A 19,100-nucleotide genomic window follows, 5' to 3' on the forward strand; every position below is an offset into this window, starting at 1 on the left:
AACATCAAGAAACCGGAGACAACATGAGCTACGACAACCGCTTCAAGGCCGCGCTGGCCGCCAAAAACCCGCAGATCGGCCTCTGGCTATCGCTGGCCAATTCCTACACCGCCGAGCTGTGCGCCAGCACCGGCTTCGACTGGCTGCTGCTCGACAGCGAGCATGCGCCCAATGATGTGCGCGCCATCCTGCAGCAGCTGCAGGCGGTGGCGCCGTATCCCTCGCATCCGATCGTGCGCCCTGTCACTGGCGACGTGGCATTGATCAAGCAGCTGCTCGACATCGGCGCCCAGACCCTGCTGATCCCGATGGTGGACACGGCAGAGCAGGCCGCCCACATGGTGTCGGCGGTGCGCTATCCGCCAGAGGGCATACGCGGCGTCGGCGCCGCCGCCGCGCGCGCCTCGCGCTGGGGCCTGCGCACCGACTACCTGGCCCGCGCCAACGACGAGGTGTGCCTGCTGGTGCAGGCCGAGACCCGCACTGCGCTGGACAACATCGAAGCCATCTGCGCGGTCGATGGCATCGATGGCGTCTTCATCGGCCCGGCCGACCTGTCGGCCTCGCTCGGCCATCGCGGCAATCCGGGCCATCCGGAAGTGCAGGCGGCGATCGAGGACGCCATGCGCCGCATCATCGCCACCGGCAAGGCGGCTGGCACCCTGGTGTCGGACAATGCGCTGGCGCGGCGCTACCTCGACCTTGGCTGCACTTTTGTTGCGGTGGGACTGGAAGCTCGCCTGCTGGCAGTGGCCGCGCGCGAATTGCGCGCCGAGTTTGGCGGTGCCGCGCCGGCGGCCGCGGCGGATGGGGTGCCGGCGATTTATTAGGGCGACGCTGGAGAATTAACGCATCTCTTCAATCAGGCGGGCGGCGAGCTGGCATAGTTCGTCGGCGTTTAGGACGGAGAAGCCGAGTGCAGAAGTCATGAGTGGCACTGTGCTAGGACAATTGCCGCGTATGCACAGAACCTTTATCCGTACTGGCGTTAAATCACCGCAATGGCATGATCAGCCGCCAGCGTCCTCGCTGATGGCACGGTGACCAGTGCCTGCAACTGCCCGGTATCGAGCGCTAGGGTCACAGCTGATCCCGTTTAGTCCAGACGATGCGGCCGTCATTGAGGCGGCGAGTTAGCCCGCAATACACGGCACGGATGTCCGCATGTGATCTTTAGGCCGATCACTGCGAAGTGGATGACCGTATCGATTTCGATATGAGGCCATAGTCGAGCAGCTTTTCTAGTGCGATGTTGATATCCGACCAACCCATATCAGCTTCTGCTAAGCCTAATAGGTCGTCTGTAGATACGCTCCGGTCATGATAAAGATTGCTAAACACTCTAAACTCGCACCGGTTTAGAGTATGTTTTTTTCCTAGCGCAAGGATCACGTGTTCTTTTGATGAGTCGTCGATCAATGTCACTTCCCTTGCTGTGAATGGAACTCGTCTGAAAAAATCGCCAACCTGAGGTCGATTCAGATGCGGAAATGAAGGTTGAACTCGAAATGCCGCGTATTGCGCGTAGTACGAATCCAAGAAAGTCGCTATCGATTCCGTGTTAATTGCGGCCGCAAAGAATCCAGCAGATTTTTTGGCTAGAGAGTCGAGAACATCATTACTTAGTTTTATATCCTGGTATGGTAGTTCGTATTTGTGTTGAGCCAGCAACCACTGCACATAGTCGGCCACTGTCGGATAAACAACGCTAATTGTCAAATGGAGGCTAGGCTCGTTAATTGCCACCACATCATGCCAAGTCCCTTTTGGTATAAATAGGACATCTCCTTCGTTTAGAATAAGTATTTCAGAGACGTTTTCCTCGATCGGTTGCTTGATATCGTCAACTGTTGCCATAGTTGACTTCTCTTTTGTTCCAAAAAAGCGCCAGCTCTTTCGCCCCTCAATCTGCATGACGATGACGTCGTGGTCGTCGTTATGAGGGCCAAATCCAGAGCTCAACCCAAATGAGAAATAGGCATTCGCTGTGGAGCGTGCATAGTATCGAGCACCAATCACTTCAGTAAAAGCGCCGATGTCTGGAAATAGTTCATTGGCGGCTTCGAGAACACCTGTAACTCCTTGCGCCAGCAAGCGGTGAAGCTCATTAATTGAGAGAGAGTCAGTAGGGCGCCCGAATGCATCGCGAACCTTGCGGAATGCCTGATTGTTAGGCTGTTCGTAATCATTTTCTATTGACAAGCGTAGGCGATCATTCGTTATTCTATTTGTCGCCAATGCATGATTTAGGTGTTGCCACGAGAACAGATTGAGCATTTGCGCTCTAGAAATTTTGCTTTTCCAAAACTGTGAATTACTATAGGCATTAGTAAAGTCGCTATTTGCTAAAAGTTCAGCTGCTAAAGATTCGCCATGCATAGAAGTCTCTTTTAATGTCTGATCTCGATGACGAGGAGCTTTGAGGCAATTTCGTCCAAAAGTTGATTGACTGTTTCCCTATTGCAGTGGTCAAGATTAGCGTCCCATTCATCAAATAAAACGACTCTGACATCATTCCCGCTCACTATCTCGCGTATTTGTTGCAAGGTTCTTTGTCCCGTTGAATGATTGGGGTTGCCGTCTCTCCATATAAGTCGCCCGTGATGTGCGGGCAGCATAATTGCCGACTCGCCGAAAAATTTCTTTAAAACCAGAAGTAGTGTGCTTTTCCCAGAGCCATTTCCGCCGCGAATCGTAAACCGACCCTTCTGGACGGGTTTAAGCGCTTCCACCACGGATTCATAGTCATTGATCCGTTGCCCATTAAGAGTGATTTTTGATAGCGGTTTCGCAGGCAAGTCATCTTCTGACAACAAAAGATTTTCTGCCCTGAACATGACTTCGAGACGCGCATTCATAGACGGCCATTCCAATAGTTGACTCACCAAAGAACTAAGGGAATTTAGAATATGGAACACACGGGTAAGGTTGACAATAATTGCCGCAACCAATGCGGGCTGGGCTGCATTGTTTTCCACAGCGCTTAATACTAAATAAATGGTAGGGCCTAATGCTGCTGCCGCCAGAATGAGATTTCCGCATTGTTTTAGCGACTGGAGATCATTGGATCCCTTGTAATAATTTTCTCCTAGGTCCTGGCTTTGAAATGCCCAATTATTATAATTAAGTTTGTTGCCAAGGGTAGTATTGTCCCAAATCGACGACAAGCTGTCGCTGTAGCTGATAAAGCGCCTCTCATTCTCTGCTGAGTAGGTGCTGATCGCCTTGTTGACCAAAAGAATGAATGCGGCGCAAAGAATCACACTGAGGAAATAGCCGCCGAATAGATTGCCAGGAAGGAGCAATCCAAGTACGAGCATACTCAGTGCGCTATTCAAGACAAAGCCTAAAAATCCATGAACAAATGACAAATATTCTTTGATAGTAATGAACGAGTTCCGGGAAACTATCGATTCAACCTGTTCCCGAACGATCGAATTACGAAATTTCTCTGTCCGTCCATAGGCAGTCTGCGCAATCCCATAGATAAGGCTTTTATGTGCCTGATTAATCCAGCGTTGCAGAGATATAAAGGAAAGACACCCAGGAAGATAGGGAATTAACATCGCGGCGAGATATAAATACAGGTAATGACTGTACTCATCGCCTTGCTGAAACGATTCAATCAGCCTTGTCAGAAAATAGGATGACGAAGCGATTATCGACTGATGGATAGTTATAAGGGCTATAGTCAATAATGCAGATGGATGCCTGAATACTGTAAGCCATCTTTGCCAATTCAGGCTCATAGTTGTTCTTTATTCATAATGATAGGCGCTGATAGCCTGTACGCGATTAACATTCAGGCTGATAAAGCTTTGACCTGCCGTTGTACGTTATGGAAAATTTCGTTCGCGCGTTCTGTAAATATTTTCCCGGCTCCTTTGTATTGCAAAAGCACCTTTTCAGTGGCAGCAATCGCGTCCTTCAGTTGAGTCAGCATGATATTGGTAGGCGGGTGGACTTTGGTCAGCACAGGATGGCCTATGTAATTTGCTCGCATAAGTAGTATTTCTGTTGCAACAACTGCGCTGTGCAAAACTTTATCGAGTGGCCGTGGTACGTTGAGAATCGCCGATAGTGCCCATGTAGATTTATCCATTACATCGCTATAGCAATAATGGACGTAACGCAATTCATCGATGAACATCGCATGATGGGTCATTTCATGCACCAGAATCTCTATCATGTCATGCAGGGAGTACGTCGTTTTGGGATTGGCCCAAATTACGCCAATCGCTTGGGAAGTCGAGCCGGCTTTAGCCCGGGAGGATGGTAATATAAAAATATCGGTAATTAAAGTCTCAAGCAGCGCCTTGTGTACCTCGGAGTAAAGTCCCAACTCATGGATGGCGCGAAGGATAAGAGCCTTTTTATCAGTTGCTTCGTCATCTTTCGTTTCGGTGATGACATCCGCCTGCATTTTATCGTCTAGTAAAGAATCATTAACGAACAGCGGTCGAAGTGTTTTTGCCTTCTCAAAATCGGTAATAACGTTCACCGTGCCTGGCGCGCCGCCGGGAGTTCTCATTTGCATTTTTTGGATTAGTGAATGGTATTCAGTTTGGACTTCTTTCAAAGTAGTAATTTTCTTAGCCCTGTTGAAATCAATCGTTCCAATTAAATTTAACACATTATCGATTTGTGATTCAAATCCGAATTGCAGAATCATAGATATCCTCCTAAGTTATTTCCTTGATCGGTCTTTTTTTACACGTTCCCTTTGATAGGGAACGTGTAAACATCATTTACTTCTGATCTTCGTAGGCGATCATGTTCAGTGGCTGGTTCATGTTCCAAGCACGTCCTTCGATTTGACTAGCGACTTCTTGACTAGCAATAGCGACGTCTTTTTCGTTCACATTCGAAGCGGCAGATTTTACGACCGAATCAAAATTGATCTTGTTCATGCAATGGTCCTTTAAGTTAAATGCCATCAATTCGATGGCGACACTATTATTACAATCCGCAGCGGCACTTTTAACTATTATTAAAGCTTGCTTCACTTGTTTGGGCAGGAACTGCCATGGCTTCAAAAGGTTTTTAAAAGAACTAAAGGGTGTCTCTAACTTCTTGACCGATTTAGTTCCTCTGTCCAGCCAAGAAATTCAGGATGCAGGAATGGGAAGGCTATCGTTGATAACGAATTATGGGGACTGATTGGTAATGTCCGCTGCCTCCGAAGCCGAGGCGGTTCAGCTATCCCGGGCGTATCCCCCTATCGCGCCATACCGCGCTGACGGCCAGCTGACATGCTCGGGAGCGGCCTGGGTTGGACCGAGCCAACAGGTGTAATGGCTTATGGTTCAGATCTGGGCTGCTAGCGTCGGCTAAGCAAGTGACAGCAAGCCGGCGTAACGGAGCGGTGGCAATGCGTATTGCCGTCCAGGCTGCGCGCTCCTAATCGCCTCGATATTTTCCGCGTTATCGTCGATGCTGATTTTTCACTTCGTGCTGTTGGGGCGGGGATCAAAAGCAGTTCTGAATCCCGCTGATCGTGCGCCGCCAGAGTTCAGGCAGCCTCTTGCCACCGCCGCAAATAGCACACAGCTCGTCGCGATCCAGGCTGGCGCCAATCGTAATAACGTCACCCGGCTTGCGCCGCCGGAGGCTGCAATCTCGCCCATTGTGTACGGTTGCGGCTTTGCGCTCCAGAGTTACCGGTCTAGGAAAATTGGCCACAGCGGTATCGCTGCAGCCGCATGCGGGTATGAAGAATTAATGGGCATGCGGTGCACGAGACTTTGGTGACCGATGTGGTCAGTGCCTAGCACCCGCCGCGCCGCTTCGTCCGCGCCTCGGTCACGAAGTACACCACGCAGGCCAGCAGCAGCGGCGCCAGGTAATACAGGAAGCGATACAAAATCAGCGCGGCCAGCAACTCATTGCGGCCCAATTGCTGCGACAGCAGCGCAATGAACACCGCTTCCAGCACGCCCAGGCCGGCCGGCACATGGGTGATCACGCCGGCGATGGCGGCGGTGAGCAGCACCGCCACCACGGTGGGAAAGTCGATCTTCCGCTGCAGCAGCAGATACACCAGTCCCGACATCAGCAGCCAGTTGGCGCTGGAAACCAGCAACTGCACCACCGCCAGCCTCCATGGCGGCAGCGTGATGCCGTGGCCGCGCAGCGTCCAGTCGCGCTGTTTCGCGAAGGCGCACAGCAGCACATAGGCCAGCGCCGCGGCCACCATCGCCATGCCCACCAGGCGCAGTCCGCCGCTGTCGAGCTTCCACTCGTCCGGCAGCGGCAGGGGCCGCCACCAGAACGCCAGCCCGGCCAGCAGCAGGTAGCCGCTCCAGTTGGTCAGCATGCTGTTGGCGGCAATGCGGGTAATGACCGTGCTGTCGAGGCCAAAACGCGAATACAGCCGGTAGCGCATGGCGACGCCGCCGATTACGCTGCCCAGGTTCAGGTTGAACGCATAGCAGACGAAGGTGATGCCCATGACTGTCTTGGCCGGCAGCCTGTGTCCCGTGAGATGCTTGCCCATCAGGTCAAAGCAGGCATAGAGCAGGTGGCTGGCAGCCGCTAGGCCGGCCGCTGCCAGCAGCGCGGGCACGCTGCGCTGGTAGATCGCCGCCGCGACCTTGTCCCATTCGATCGACCTGGCCTGCCTGAACAGCAGGTAAGCAACCAGGGCAAGGAAGCAGATCTTGAGCAGGCGCTTGGTCCAGTGCCACCAGGGCTTTGTCTGCCGCGCTGATTGTTCCCCCGCCGGCCGCCGTTCCCGCAGGCTCGCGGTGTCGCCGCTGGCGCTCATTGCATCGCCGACTGGTTCAGGTCGCCGGCACCATCAGGATTGTCCGGCGCGCGCAGCGAGGCCAGGCGCGGCGTGTGCGCCGGCAGGAAGCCGGCCCAGGAGGGATAGCGGCGCAGCAGATGAAACAGGAAGAAGGTGCGTATCGGCCGCCAGGTATCGGATTCCTGCAGATCCTTGATGTCGATCCGGGTGCAGCTGTGCTGCATCAGGTTTTCCAGGCTTGCGCTCAGCTGCGCATTGAAGGCGGGGTCGTGGATCATTACATTGGCTTCGAGGTTCAGCGACAGGCTGAGCGGGTCGAGATTGCTGGAACCGACCGTGGCCCAGGTGTCGTCCACCAGCGCGACCTTGCCATGCAGCGGACGCTTGCAGTACTCGTGGATTTCGACGCCCGAACCGAGCAGGTGGTGATACAGCATGGAAGCCGCGGTCTTGACAATGGCCATGTCCGGCGTGCCCTGCAGGATTAGCGCCACTTTCACGCCGCGCCGCGCCGCCTTGCGCAGTTCGCGCAGGAAGCGATAGCCGGGGAAGAAATAGGCGTTGGCCACGATGATGCGTTCCCGCGCAAGCCGGAACGCCAGGCGGTACTGGCGCTCGATGTCATTCTTGTGTTCCTGGTTGTCACGCCAGACAAACAGCGCGCGGGCATCGCCAGCCGAAGGCAGGGAAGCCGGCTGCGGCCATTTCGGACGGCGATGAAACCAGCGGCGCTTCGGGGTTTCGCCAGCCACGGCAGCCAGCGCGAAGCTGTGGATATGGGCCACGATCGGACCTTCGACTTCGACTGCATAATCCTGCTTGGCCTCGGGGCCGAAATCCGCCAGGTGGTCCGCCGAGTAATTGATGCCGCCGATGAAGGCGCGTTTGCCGTCCACCACCACCAGCTTGCGGTGCATGCGGCGAAACACATGGAATCGGCGAAACAGCTTGGGCGCAGGCTGGAACACATGGAAGATCACGCCGGCCTCGATCAGGGAGCCGATGAAGCTGTCCGACAGGTCGGGAGAGCCCCAGCCGTCAATCGTCAGCTCGATGCGCACCCCGCGCCGGGCGGCAGCCAGCAGGGTTGCATGCAGTTCGCGCCCCACCTTGTCCTCGAACAGGATGAAGGTCTCGATCAGCACTTCCCGTTCCGCTGCCGCGATCACTTCGAAGACACGCGGAAAGAAAGCCTCGCCGTTCTCCAGCAGCGTGAATCGGTTTCCGCTTATCCAGTTTTCTTTCACGGGCAGTGCTTTCGTTGGGGTTGTTGTCGATGATGCCGCTGCGACGGGCAGCATGGACGCAATGCAGGCTGTACGGGCATGAACTGCAATGTGCCTCAAAAGGCCCGAAAGCGTCGTGCATTTGATCAACGAAAAGGCAAATGCTCCTCGTGACCCGACCGATGTCGTTCAATGCCGAATGGAAAGCCGGCAACCTTGGCGCATGCATGAAATAAACCACCTGCACGGCGCTGAAGGTTGAAGGCGCGGGGCTTAGGCAGTAGACTCTGGCCGGGACTTGCCGGACGCCGCTTCGCAGCGCGCTGCCACATCTTCCTGCCTATAAATATCAATAAGGAGCAACACATGCAGACCCCCCGCCTCATCGCCGTTATCGCCGCCGCCCTGATCGCCACTGGATGCGCCGGAATGAAGGACACGGCTGACACCAGCAAGGCTTCCCAGCAGGGCGCCGGCCAGGCGATGGACGACAGCGCCATCACCGCGCGCGCCAAGGGCGCCTTGCAGGCAGACCCGGAACTGAATGCATTCAAGATCGACGTCAGCACCAGCGCCGGCGTGGTCAAGCTCAAGGGCGACATCAAGTCGCTGGCGCTGCGCCGCAAGGCCGAGGCGCTGGTCAAGGCAGTGCCGGGCGTGAAGTCGATCGACAACCAGATGATCATCACCGGCTAATTGCCCATGGGCCGCCGCCGGCGGCCCGCTTCCTGTCTCTTTATCGCGATGTCATCCGCCGCCAGCGACATTCCGGGCCGGCTTGACCGTTTGCCATGGTCCGGCTGGCACTGGCGCGTGGTCATGGCGCTGGGCATTGCCTGGGTGCTCGACGGCCTGGAAGTCACGCTGATCGGGTCCATCGGCAGCGTGCTGGAGCGGCCTGATACGCTGGCCTTGAGCGCCGCGCAGGTCGGCTGGACCGGATCGATCTATATTGCCGGCGCCGTGCTGGGCGCGCTAATCTTTGGCCGCCTGACCGACAGGCTGGGCCGCAAGAAGCTGTTCATGATCACGCTGGCGGTCTACATGCTGGCCACCCTGGCCACCGCGTTTTCCACCAGCTTCCTGTTTCTTTCCATCTGCCGCTTCATCACCGGCCTGGGCATAGGCGGCGAGTATGCCGCCATCAATTCCGCGATCGACGAACTGATCCCGGCGCGGGTGCGCGGCCGGGTGGCGCTGTTCATCAACGGCAGCTTCTGGGTCGGCGCCGCACTGGGCGCGGCACTGAGCCTGGTCATGCTGGATGCGCGGGTATTGGGGCCGGCGCTGGGCTGGCGCGCCTGCTTCGTGCTGGGCGCGGTGCTGGCGGTGGCGATCGTGCTGATCCGTCGCCATGTCCCTGAAAGTCCGCGCTGGCTGCTGATGCATGGCCGGGAGGAGGAAGCGCGGCGCATCATCGAAGACATCGAGGCGCAGGTCGAACGCCAGCACGGCGCGTTGGCGCCAGCGGCCCCTGGCCTGCATGCCAGCGGCCGCGGCACGCCGCCATTGCGCGAAGTGTTTTCGCTGCTGCTGCTGGACTACCGCATGCGCAGCCTGGTGGTGCTATCGATGATGGTGGCGCAGGCCTTTGTCTACAACGCCATCTTCTTTACCTACGCCCTGGTGCTCACCCGATTCTTCCAGGTGCCGGACAACCGGGTGGCGCTCTACATCTTTCCCTTCGCGCTGGGCAATGTGCTTGGCCCCTTTTTCCTTGGCCCCCTGTTCGACAGCCTGGGCCGGCGCCGCATGATTTCGCTGACCTATATCGCCAGCGGCATAGGCCTGGCGTTGATAGGCTGGGCCTTCCTCGCGGATTGGCTGAGCGCGACTGGCCTGGCGATCTGCTGGAGCGCGGTATTCTTCATCGCTTCCGCTGCCGCCAGCTCCGCCTATCTCACCGCCAGCGAGGTCTTTCCGCTGGAAATGCGGGCGCTGGCGATCTCGATCTTCTATGCGATCGGCACCGGCACCGGCGGCTTCATTGCGCCGGTGCTGTTCGGCTGGCTGATCGACAGCGGCGACCGTGCCTCGGTGGCCGCCGGTTATGGGCTGGGCGGGGCGCTGGCCATACTCGCCGGCCTGCTGGCGATGCGGCATGCGGTGCATGCGGAACGCAAGTCGCTGGAGGAAGTGGCGAGGCTTGGGTAGTACGGCAAACAACGCGCCTTGTCGATCGGGCGTTTCGCTCGGCAACACATTATTTTCCTACGCCCAACGCGCCCGCCGCTTGCTCGCTTAGCTCCCCCGCCAGCAGCCGCACCGGCAATGGCAGCGCCTCGATATCGCGCAAGCCCATCAGCAGGGTGCGCTGAGCCCAGGCGTCTGTCAGGCGGATCATCTTCAATCCCATCGACCTCACATGCGGCTGCGCAGCCAGTTGCGGCAGCACGCCGATGCCCAGGCCGGTGCGGATCATGCCGCACACGGCGTCGAAGCTGCGCACGTGGATGCGCAGCCGCAGCGGCTTTTCCAGCCGGCTGCTTTCCGCATGCAGGCGCTCGGCCAGCGAGGTGGCATCGGCCAGGCTGACGAAGTCATAGTCGAGTGCATCGGCCAGCGACAGGCTCTTGCGCTGCGCCAGCGGGTGATCCCTGGGCGTGACCAGCACCAGCTGGTCGCGGCGGTATTCAAAGACTGCCACGCCTTCGGTCTGGGTGCGTTCGGCGAAGATGCCGATATCGGCGCGGTTCTCGCGCAGCGCCGCCACCACTTCAATGCTGTTGCGCTCTTCCAGCGTGATGCGGATGCCGGGATGGGCGCGCATGAAGGCGCTCAGGTCGTCCGGTAGGAACTGGGTGATGGCGGAGGTGTTGGCCCAGATGCGGATCTGCCCGCGCAAGCCGGCCGCATAGTCCGACATCGCGCCGGACAGGCGCTCCACGCTCTCCAGCACGTCCAGCGCATGCTGGAAGCAGACATGGCCGGCTTCGGTCAGCTTCACGCCGTTGGCATGGCGGTAGAGCAGCGACACGCCGAGATGCTTTTCTAGGTCCGATATGCGCTTGCTGGCCGCGGCCACTGCCAGATGGCACTGGCTGGCGCCGCGGGTAATGCTGCCGCTGCGGGCAACGGCAACGAAAAGCTGGAGGCTGACGAGATCGAAGCGGGCGAGATTCAAGGCGGGTTCCTGGCGACTGGCTGCCGGTTGCGCGGGCAGCGGCGGCGCCGCCGGATGGCGGGCGCCGCGTCGCATTCTGCCACAACAGGCACGTGGCCTGCACACCGCTGTTCCAGCATGCCGACCCCGGTTGGCACGCCGGCTCAGACCGCCCAGGGCTCCTGCTGCCTCCGCATTGCCTCGTAGGCCCGCACCTTGTCCGCATGCTGCAGCGTCAGGCCGATGTCGTCCAGGCCATTGATCAGGCGGTACTTGCGGAACGGGTCGACCTCGAAGCCTATCGTCGCGCCATCGGGAAGACGGATCACCTGGTCCTGCAGGCTCACCGCCATGCGAAAGCCTGGCGTGGCCGTCACCGCTTGGAACAGCGCATCGACTTCCTGCTCCGGCAGCACGATGGGCAGAAGGCCGTTCTTGAAGCAGTTGTTGAAGAAGATTTCCGCGAAGGAGGGCGCAATGACCACGCGAAAGCCATAGTCCGCCAGCGCCCACGGCGCATGCTCGCGCGACGAGCCGCAGCCAAAGTTCTCGCGCGCCAGCAGGATGGATGCGCCCTGGTAGCGCGGTTCATTCAGCACGAATTCCGGGTTGACGGGCCGGCCGCTGTTGTCCTGGTCGGGCTCGCCGATGTCGAGATAGCGCCAGGCGTCGAACAGGTTGGGGCCGAAGCCGCTGCGCCGTATCGACTTCAGGAACTGCTTCGGGATGATCGCGTCGGTATCGACATTGGCCCGGTCCAGCGGCGCCGCCAGGCCTTCATGGGCGATGAATTTTTCCATTACTGCCACTCCCTCACATCGACGAAATGCCCCATGATCGCGGCGGCGGCCGCCATCTGCGGGCTGACCAGGTGGGTGCGGCCGCCTGCGCCCTGCCGGCCCTCGAAGTTGCGGTTCGAGGTCGACGCGCAGCGCTGCCCCGGCCGCAGTTGGTCGGCATTCATGCCCAGGCACATCGAGCAGCCGGGTTCGCGCCATTCGAAGCCGGCGTCGATGAAGATGCGGTCCAGGCCTTCTTCCTCGGCCTGGCGCTTGACCATGCCGGAACCGGGCACCACCAGCGCCTGCTGCACGTTCGGCGCCACCTTGCGGCCGCGCACGATCTGCGCCGCGGCGCGCATGTCCTCGATGCGGGAGTTGGTGCAGGAGCCAATGAAGACCACGTCCAGATGAATGTCGGTGATGGGCGTCGATGGCGACAGTCCCATGTAGGCCAGCGCCCGCGCCATGCCCTCGCGCCTGACCGGGTCGGCTTCCTGTGCCGGGTCAGGCACGCAGCCATCGACCGTGGTCACCATCTCGGGCGAGGTGCCCCAGGTTACCGCGGGGCTGATGCGGCTGACGTCGATCACCACCTGGCGGTCGAATGCGGCGCCGTCATCGCCTTTCAGGGTGTGCCAGTAGGCCACTGCCGCATCCCATGCTTCGCCCTGCGGCGCGCCGGGCCTGCCGCGCAGGTAGGCGATGGTCTTGTCGTCCACAGCCACCATGCCGCAGCGGGCACCGCCTTCCACCGTCAGGTTGCACAGCGTCATGCGGCCTTCCATCGACAGTGCTTCCACCGCGTCGCCGGCATATTCAATCGCATAGCCGGTGGCGCCGGCGGTGCCGATCCGGCCGATCAGGGCCAGCGCCATGTCCTTGGCGGTCACGCCGGCCGGCAGCGTGCCATCGAAGCGCACCAACATGTTCTTCGACTTCTTGCCCAGCAGGCACTGGGTGGCCAGCACATGCTCGACTTCCGAGGTGCCGATGCCGAAGGCCAGGCAGGCGAAGGCGCCATGGGTGCTGGTATGGCTGTCGCCGCATACCACAGTCAGGCCCGGCAATGTAATTCCCTGCTCGGGGCCGATCACGTGCACGATGCCCTGGCGCGCGTCGCGCATGCCGATCTCGGTGACGCCGAACTCGCCGCAGTTTTTTGTCAGCGTCTCGACCTGCAGCTTCGATACCGGGTCGGCGATCTCCACCGAGCGGTCCGTGGTCGGGATGTTGTGGTCGGCCACGGCCAGGTTGGAACGGATGTTCCACACCTTGCGGCCCGCCATGCGCAGGCCTTCGAAGGCTTGCGGGCTCATCACTTCATTGAGCAGGTGGCGGTCGATGTAGAGCAGGGTGGTGCCGTCTTCCTCGACATGCACCGCGTGCCGTTCCCACAATTTGTCGTAGAGCGTTCTGTTCATGTCTCCTCCTTCTCGGTCAGTCTCAGGCCTGCGGGAATTTCTCTGCGAGCCAGACCGGGGGCGCATAGCGGCGCAGGCGGGTGCCGGCCTGTGCCAGCTGGCTCGTCACCGTGCGGCCCACCAGGCCGGACAGCGTGCCCACCACTTCCAGCAGCTGGTCGACATCGACGCCGGTTTCATAGCCCATGGCGTTGAACATGTGGACCAGTTCCTCGGTGCTGACATTGCCGCTGGCGCCGGGTGCGTAAGGGCAGCCGCCCAGGCCGCCGGATGCGGCGTCGAAGCGCCGGATGCCCGCGCCGTAAGCCGCCAGCGCATTGGCCAGACCCATGCCGCGGGTGTTGTGGAGGTGGATCGTCACCGGGGTCTGCAATTGCTGCAGCAGCACGGTGCTGAGCTGGCGCACCTGCTCCGGGTGGGCCATGCCAGTGGTGTCGCAGGCGGTAATGCCCGCCGCGCCGGAATCAGCCAGCGCCTGCGCCAGGCGCAGCACTTCAGCCTGCTCGATCTCGCCCTCGAAAGGGCAGCCGAAGGCGGTGGACAGCGATACATTGCATGGCAGGCCGAGCTTTCCGGCTTCGCGCAGCACGTCCTGCAGGCCGGCCAGCGACTGCTCGCGCGTCATGCGCAGGTTGGCGCGGTTGTGGGTTTCGCTGACCGACATCACCAGGTTGATCTCGTCCGGCTTGCCTGCAACTGCGCGCTCCATGCCGCGCAGGTTGGGCACCAGCGCTGTGTAGCGCACGCCGGGCACGCGGCGGATGCCGGCCATTACAGCGTCGGCATCGGCCAGCGTCGGGATCGCCTTGGGCGAGGTATAGGAGGTGACTTCGATGCGTGCAAAACCGCAGGCCGACAGCGCGTCGATATAGGCGATCTTGTTCTCGGTGGGCACGAATGCCTTTTCCATCTGCAGGCCGTCGCGCGGCGATACCTCGTTGATCTCGATGCGTTCGCTCATGACACGATTCCCTTTGCTTTCAATGCATTGATGTCTTCGGCGGTGAGGCCGGCCTGGCCGAGTACGGCGTCGGTGTGTTCGCCCAGGGTCGGGCCGCGCGCATGGATTGCGCCCGGATTGCCCGACAGCCTGGGGATGATGCCCGGCACGTCCACTTCCAGGCCATCGGCGGAGCGCACCTTCTCGATCACGCCCCGCGCCCGGTAGTGCGGGTCCTCGGCGATGTCTTTGGCGGAATAGATGCGGCCGGACGGCACCGAGGCGGCTGTCAGCCGTTCCAGCGCCGCATCGAGACCGAGCGTGCTGGTCCAGGCTTCGATGGCGGCGTCGATCTCCTCCACGCGCGCGGCGCGGCCGTCGTTGCGCGCCAGCGCCGGGTCGTCTGCCAGGTCCTGGCGGCCGATCAGGGCCATCAGGCGCTTGAAGATGGAGTCGCCATTGCCGGCGATGAGCACATATTCGCCATCGGCGCAGCGGTAGGCATTCGAGGGCGCGATGCCGGGCAGGGCGCCGCCGGCCGGCTTGCGGATGGCGCCGAAGGCCGAGTATTCCGGCAGCAGGCTCTCGCTCAGGTTGAAGATGGATTCGTACAGCGCCACGTCGATCATCTGGCCCACGCCGCCGCGGGCATCGCGCTGGTACAGGGCCAGCAGCACGCCCAGCGCGCCATGCAGGCCGGCGACGGTATCGCCCAGCGACACGCCGGCGCGCACCGGCACCCGGCCCGGCTCACCGGTGATGTAGCGGATGCCGCCCATGGCCTCGGCAACGGCGGCAAAGCCCGGCTCGTCGCGCTTGGGTCCGTCCTGGCCGTAGCCCGAGATGCGCAGCATGATGAGCTTCGGGTTCAGCTTATGCAGTTCTTCCCAGCCCATGCCCCATTTCTCCATGGTGCCGGGGCGGAAGTTCTCGATCAGGATGTCGGCGGATTCCGCCAGGCGGCGCACCAGCGCCTGGCCTTCCTGCTGGCGCAGGTCGATGCAGACCGACTGCTTGTTGCGCGACTGCGCCTGCCACCAGACCGAGGTGCCGTTGTGCAGCATGCGCCATTTGCGCAGCGGGTCGCCGTCGCCCGGCGTTTCCACCTTGATGATCTCCGCGCCAAAGTCGGCCAGCGTCTTGGCCGCGAAGGGGCCGGCAATCAGCTGGCCCAGCTCCAGTACCCTGATGCCGGAAAGAATCTGCTTGTCCATGTCCATTCCCGATGCTGAAAGAATGGCATGGAGTGTGCAGCGCGGCATGGCGCCGTCCAAAGTCGTATTTCGCTAAGCCGGCTTTCGCCAATGACGAAGGCCGGGCATGCGCCGGCATGGCAAAACGATTATATGATCCGGCCTGCCAGCCAATCCCCGCGTGATGACGCCGCGATCTGCGTAGACCGGGGCCAGCGGTGCCAGAACTTCCCTGTGACCTAAGAATGTTGGAGACAAACCATGTTACGCAAACTCGCCTGCACCGCGCTGCTGGCCGCATCCGCCGCAACCGCCTACGCCCAGGACTTCCCGAGCAAGTCCATCACCATCGTGGTCCCCAATCCGCCCGGCGGTCTGGTTGACACCTCGGCCCGCCTGGTCGGCGATCCGCTGGCGAAGGTGATCAAGCAATCGGTGGTCATCGACAACCGTCCGGGCGGCAGCGGCAACATTGCCTACCAGGCAGTGGGCCGCGCCAAACCGGACGGCTACACCCTGCTGGCTTCCTATTCCGCCTACCACACCGGCAATCCCTGGCTGATGAAGGACCTGCCCTGGGCGCCCAAGGACTTCGCGCCGGTGGCGCTGGTGGCGGTGGCAACCAATGTGATCACCGTGCATCCCTCGCTGCCGGTTAACACCCTGAAGGAATTGATCGACTACCTGAAGAAGAACCCGGGCAAGGTCAACTATGCATCGCAGGGCAATGGCTCGCTGTCGCATCTGGGCACCGAGCTGTTCAAGCAGCAGACCGGCACTTCCATCACCCATGTGCCCTACAAGGGCTCGGGCCAGGCCATCCAGGACGTGCTGGCCGGCCAGGTGCAGATGTTCATCACCACGCCGCCCTCGGTGATCCAGCATATCCAGTCGGGCAAGCTGAAGGCGCTGGCGGTGGCCGGCAAGTCGCGCCATCCGAACCTGCCGAATGTGCCCACCACGGCCGAAGCCGGCGTGCCGGGCTTCGAGCTGGAAGCCTGGGTCGCCCTGTTCGCGCCAGCCGCCACGCCGCAGCCCGTGATCGCCAAGCTGACCCACGACATCAAGCTGGCGCTGGAGCAGCCTGAAACCATGACCCGCGCCGCCACGCAGGGCGTTGAAGTGCGTTACCTGCCGCCGGAAGCGCTGGGCAGCCTGGTGAAGAAGGAACTGGATTACTGGGGGGATGTGATCAAGAAGGCGCACATCACGCTGGATTGAGTAGTGCGATGCGACCCTTGATTGAAGGGTAAGCGTGGGTAAGAAGCATAGCCCGGGTGGAGCGTAGCGAAACCCGGGACCAGCCGGTCTTATTTTTTGGCCCCAACTGCAAATGCCCCGGCATCCGGGTTGAAGCGGCAGCCCTGACGCTGAACCTAACCGCTTGCGCCGGGCAGGAGGTTCCTTCGAATGCCGGCTGCGCTCTTGTGAGGATTTTGGCGACTGGTTATCGGGTTATCCCGGGTTTCGCCTTGCTTCACCCAGGCTACGCTGGTTGGCGACGGAAGAGTGGCCAATGCTGCTTGTAGGTTGGCGTTGATAATGCGCTTCTGGTAACTGGGCTGGATATGGCGGCCTTTACTTATCAAGCCAGGATAGCGCAGTACCTTTTCATGCGATGTCCCAATTACAACGCCTTTGCTTTGGTTCGATGAGGTCGTCATTCTTCCTTTAGAAAAAGCATTTTTGAGAGGCGAGTACAAACGTGAAGTGGAGAACGATTGTGAGAAGCTATACAGGAGTATGGAATTGGTCTACGTAAAGCATTGTTCACGCATTAATTCCATCAACGCCAATCGCTGCAAGGTAAATACAGTAAAAATATTAAAAAAACTAGTTGTATCAGGCGATCAACTTGAGTACGATATTGCATTTGCGCAATAAATTAATGATTTCAAGATGGATTCTGCATTCGCATACAACCTCGTTTAAAACATAAGGGAAACCAGGGCCGTTTCCTCATTTTTAAAAATTAAAAAGCTGTAATCCGATAGTCGAAATTTATTGCCATGCTTAAACAGATAGATACAGCTGAGTTACAGCTAGGCATGTATGTAGCCAAGATCAGCGAAAGCTGGTTTGAGTCACCATTCTGGCGCTCAGCATTTTTGCTATCTAATGAACAGGATATTCACACCCTGTTGGAGCACGGTTTTACCAGCGTATGGATCGATACGAGCAAGGGAATCGATCTCGAATCCATCCCCGCGCAGTTCTCGACTGATAGTGAAGCGAAGCCTGAAAATGATGTTTCGAATGCAGATGGTGTCGCTAATAAGGCTGAGTCACCTTTAACGACAATACCCCTGGAAAGCAAAAGTCGCGCGGAATCGTATGGCTTTGGCGATCCTCGGCCAGTCGCGCCGGACGAGCCACGGCCGGCGCCATTGGATACCGAGCGGGCGCGCGCAGCAGCTATCTGCGGTAAGGCGCGACGCGCAATGGTGGCTATGTTTCAGGAATTACGCATGGGCCGGGCGGTCGATGCGCAAACCATGTTGCCGGTGGTCGATGAGATTTCCCAATCGGTTTTGCGAAATTCCGATGCGCTGATCGGCTTGGTGCGTCTTAAGACCAAAAACGATTATACCTATATGCATTCGGTGGCTGTTTGCGCGCTGATGGTAGCTCTTGCTCGCCAACTAGGCCTGGCCGAGAGTATCGTGCAGGAGGCTGGCTTGGCTGGCTTGCTTCATGACATTGGCAAGATGGTTGTACCGAATGACATCCTCAACAAGCCAGGCTCACTTACCGACGATGAGTTCCGAATCATCAAGTCGCACCCAATGTCTGGGCACCGGATTCTAATGCAGGGGCAAGGAGTGTCTGAAGGTGCCCTTGACGTGGTGTTGCATCACCATGAAAAATGGGATGGCTCAGGTTATCCGCATGGACTGGCTAGCGAGCAAATCAGCCGCTTAGCGCGCATGGGCGCTGTCTGCGATGTCTACGACGCACTTACATCGAACAGACCGTACAAGGAAGGATGGTGTCCGAACAAGGCAATCCGCCAGATGGCAGGCTGGAAAGGTCACTTTGATCCAGTGATTTTCCAAGCGTTCGTCAAAAGTGTGGGGATCTACCCCGTTGGCACTCTGGTTCGCCTGGAATCGGGCCGGCTTGGCGTAGTTATGCAGCAAGGGCGTAATTCCCTGCTGCAGCCGCAAGTCAAGATCTTTTTCTCGACGAAGTCAATGACACATATCGCCCCGGAAGTGTTGGATCTGGCAGCGTCACATGCGCGTGACAAGATTGTTGATTGGGAAAATCCGGATAAGTGGAAATTCAAAAATCTCGATCAAATGTGGGTGCATGGCTGAAACCAATAAGAGATGGCAGTATCCCGTGCGGCCAATGGATGAGAGACATCAGTCTGGCTGTCAGGGGCTCAGCAACAAATAAGTTGATCGATTTGGTCTGCATTCCGTTCGAGGTGATTTCATCGCTGTTCCGAACCTCCGCAGTGGAACGTCCGCCCGATTCACGCTGATGAGGCTGAACGAGCGGTGCTCGAGTGGATTCCATTTTGAACATCCCCGGCGGATAGTGGCGCACCGTAATCGGCAAGACGGCAGTATCGCTGAGTGCCTGTAAGCATGCCTTCGATACACGCGGCGGGTAACTATGGGAGCCACCCGTATCGGCCAGGATCAATCAGCGATGCGAATTGCCATAGCGCTCCAGCCC

17 protein-coding genes are annotated in these 19,100 nt (G+C 59.0%); 5 read left to right on the forward strand and 12 right to left on the reverse strand.

All coding sequences use genetic code 11. From position 1 onward, the window contains the following. Nucleotides 1–23 precede the first annotated feature (23 nt). Entirely contained in the window at nt 24–830 is an 807-nt protein-coding gene (hpaI, locus tag IGW04_RS19125) for a 4-hydroxy-2-oxoheptanedioate aldolase (RefSeq protein ID WP_194714691.1), read from the forward strand. Nucleotides 831–1,182: 352 nt separating this feature from the next. On the opposite strand, the gene IGW04_RS19130 is transcribed toward hpaI, so the two are convergent. The 6 genes from IGW04_RS19130 to clsB all read right to left on the reverse strand — a co-directional run bounded on the left by IGW04_RS19130 (nt 1,183) and on the right by clsB (nt 7,995). After that, nucleotides 1,183–2,379 (reverse strand): JmjC domain-containing protein, encoded by a 1,197-nt coding sequence (locus tag IGW04_RS19130; RefSeq protein WP_194714692.1) that lies wholly within the window; start codon nt 2,377–2,379, stop codon nt 1,183–1,185. Between the two features lie 11 nt (nt 2,380–2,390). Next, nucleotides 2,391–3,749, reverse strand: a complete 1,359-nt coding sequence (locus tag IGW04_RS19135) for a P-loop NTPase family protein (RefSeq protein ID WP_194714693.1) — start codon at nt 3,747–3,749, stop codon at nt 2,391–2,393. Nucleotides 3,750–3,802: 53 nt separating this feature from the next. Next, a complete protein-coding gene (locus tag IGW04_RS19140) occupies nt 3,803–4,672 on the reverse strand; it encodes an aKG-HExxH-type peptide beta-hydroxylase (protein WP_194714694.1) in 870 nt (289 codons plus the stop codon). A 76-nt stretch (nt 4,673–4,748) separates the two neighbouring features. Beyond that, nucleotides 4,749–4,910: a hypothetical protein gene (locus tag IGW04_RS19145; RefSeq protein WP_194714695.1), complete on the reverse strand. Its 162-nt coding sequence runs from the start codon at nt 4,908–4,910 to the stop codon at nt 4,749–4,751. Nucleotides 4,911–5,767: 857 nt separating this feature from the next. Then, nucleotides 5,768–6,766 (reverse strand): lysylphosphatidylglycerol synthase domain-containing protein, encoded by a 999-nt coding sequence (locus IGW04_RS19150; RefSeq protein WP_194714696.1) that lies wholly within the window; start codon nt 6,764–6,766, stop codon nt 5,768–5,770. Further along, nucleotides 6,763–7,995 (reverse strand): cardiolipin synthase ClsB, encoded by a 1,233-nt coding sequence (clsB, locus tag IGW04_RS19155; RefSeq protein ID WP_323744884.1) that lies wholly within the window; start codon nt 7,993–7,995, stop codon nt 6,763–6,765. Before clsB ends, IGW04_RS19150 begins: the two co-directional genes overlap by 4 nt. A 345-nt stretch (nt 7,996–8,340) precedes the next feature. Here clsB and IGW04_RS19160 point away from each other — a divergent pair, with 345 nt between their 5' ends. Further along, nucleotides 8,341–8,670: a BON domain-containing protein gene (locus tag IGW04_RS19160; protein WP_194714698.1), complete on the forward strand. Its 330-nt coding sequence runs from the start codon at nt 8,341–8,343 to the stop codon at nt 8,668–8,670. 48 nt (nt 8,671–8,718) lie between these two features. Then, nucleotides 8,719–10,128, forward strand: a complete 1,410-nt coding sequence (locus IGW04_RS19165) for an MFS transporter (RefSeq protein WP_194714719.1) — start codon at nt 8,719–8,721, stop codon at nt 10,126–10,128. 49 nt (nt 10,129–10,177) lie between these two features. On the opposite strand, the gene IGW04_RS19170 is transcribed toward IGW04_RS19165, so the two are convergent. The 5 genes from IGW04_RS19170 to IGW04_RS19190 form a co-directional block, all read right to left on the reverse strand. Continuing rightward, nucleotides 10,178–11,098 (reverse strand): LysR family transcriptional regulator, encoded by a 921-nt coding sequence (locus IGW04_RS19170; RefSeq protein ID WP_194714699.1) that lies wholly within the window; start codon nt 11,096–11,098, stop codon nt 10,178–10,180. A 143-nt stretch (nt 11,099–11,241) separates the two neighbouring features. Continuing rightward, nucleotides 11,242–11,877, reverse strand: a complete 636-nt coding sequence (gene leuD, locus IGW04_RS19175) for a 3-isopropylmalate dehydratase small subunit (RefSeq protein WP_194714700.1) — start codon at nt 11,875–11,877, stop codon at nt 11,242–11,244. Next, on the reverse strand, nt 11,877–13,280 hold the full coding sequence (gene leuC / locus IGW04_RS19180) for a 3-isopropylmalate dehydratase large subunit (protein ID WP_194714701.1): 1,404 nt from the start codon (nt 13,278–13,280) through the stop codon (nt 11,877–11,879). Before leuC ends, leuD begins: the two co-directional genes overlap by 1 nt. A 22-nt stretch (nt 13,281–13,302) precedes the next feature. Next, nucleotides 13,303–14,241 (reverse strand): hydroxymethylglutaryl-CoA lyase, encoded by a 939-nt coding sequence (locus IGW04_RS19185; RefSeq protein ID WP_194714702.1) that lies wholly within the window; start codon nt 14,239–14,241, stop codon nt 13,303–13,305. Then, nucleotides 14,238–15,434, reverse strand: a complete 1,197-nt coding sequence (locus IGW04_RS19190; protein WP_194714703.1) for a CaiB/BaiF CoA transferase family protein — start codon at nt 15,432–15,434, stop codon at nt 14,238–14,240. Before IGW04_RS19190 ends, IGW04_RS19185 begins: the two co-directional genes overlap by 4 nt. Nucleotides 15,435–15,674: 240 nt before the next feature. On the opposite strand from IGW04_RS19190, the gene IGW04_RS19195 reads away from it, so the two are divergent. Next, complete coding sequence (locus tag IGW04_RS19195) at nt 15,675–16,634, forward strand: Bug family tripartite tricarboxylate transporter substrate binding protein (protein WP_194714704.1); 960 nt, start codon at nt 15,675–15,677, stop codon at nt 16,632–16,634. Nucleotides 16,635–17,422: 788 nt separating this feature from the next. Continuing rightward, nucleotides 17,423–18,733, forward strand: a complete 1,311-nt coding sequence (locus tag IGW04_RS19200; protein WP_194714705.1) for an HD-GYP domain-containing protein — start codon at nt 17,423–17,425, stop codon at nt 18,731–18,733. Here IGW04_RS19200 and IGW04_RS26240 read toward each other — a convergent pair. After that, entirely contained in the window at nt 18,699–19,067 is a 369-nt protein-coding gene (locus IGW04_RS26240; RefSeq protein WP_194714706.1) for an ISAzo13-like element transposase-related protein, read from the reverse strand. The two genes, IGW04_RS19200 and IGW04_RS26240, sit on opposite strands and share 35 nt — an antisense overlap. Nucleotides 19,068–19,100: the final 33 nt, after the last annotated feature.

Source organism: Noviherbaspirillum soli (genome assembly GCF_015352955.1).
Lineage (GTDB): Bacteria > Pseudomonadota > Gammaproteobacteria > Burkholderiales > Burkholderiaceae_D > Noviherbaspirillum_A > Noviherbaspirillum_A soli.

Coding starts and splice junctions, on each gene's coding strand:
- IGW04_RS19150 (WP_194714696.1), bottom strand. CDS start 6,766: ATGAGCGCCAGCGGCGACACCGCGAGCCTGCGGGAACGGCGGCCGGCG.
- leuD (WP_194714700.1), bottom strand. CDS start 11,877: ATGGAAAAATTCATCGCCCATGAAGGCCTGGCGGCGCCGCTGGACCGG.
- IGW04_RS19195 (WP_194714704.1), top strand. CDS start 15,675: ATGTTACGCAAACTCGCCTGCACCGCGCTGCTGGCCGCATCCGCCGCA.
- IGW04_RS19160 (WP_194714698.1), top strand. CDS start 8,341: ATGCAGACCCCCCGCCTCATCGCCGTTATCGCCGCCGCCCTGATCGCC.
- IGW04_RS19135 (WP_194714693.1), bottom strand. CDS start 3,749: ATGAGCCTGAATTGGCAAAGATGGCTTACAGTATTCAGGCATCCATCT.
- IGW04_RS19185 (WP_194714702.1), bottom strand. CDS start 14,241: ATGAGCGAACGCATCGAGATCAACGAGGTATCGCCGCGCGACGGCCTG.
- IGW04_RS19140 (WP_194714694.1), bottom strand. CDS start 4,672: ATGATTCTGCAATTCGGATTTGAATCACAAATCGATAATGTGTTAAAT.
- IGW04_RS19200 (WP_194714705.1), top strand. CDS start 17,423: ATGCTTAAACAGATAGATACAGCTGAGTTACAGCTAGGCATGTATGTA.
- leuC (WP_194714701.1), bottom strand. CDS start 13,280: ATGAACAGAACGCTCTACGACAAATTGTGGGAACGGCACGCGGTGCAT.
- IGW04_RS19145 (WP_194714695.1), bottom strand. CDS start 4,910: ATGAACAAGATCAATTTTGATTCGGTCGTAAAATCTGCCGCTTCGAAT.
- IGW04_RS19130 (WP_194714692.1), bottom strand. CDS start 2,379: ATGCATGGCGAATCTTTAGCAGCTGAACTTTTAGCAAATAGCGACTTT.
- hpaI (WP_194714691.1), top strand. CDS start 24: ATGAGCTACGACAACCGCTTCAAGGCCGCGCTGGCCGCCAAAAACCCG.
- IGW04_RS19190 (WP_194714703.1), bottom strand. CDS start 15,434: ATGGACAAGCAGATTCTTTCCGGCATCAGGGTACTGGAGCTGGGCCAG.
- IGW04_RS19165 (WP_194714719.1), top strand. CDS start 8,719: ATGTCATCCGCCGCCAGCGACATTCCGGGCCGGCTTGACCGTTTGCCA.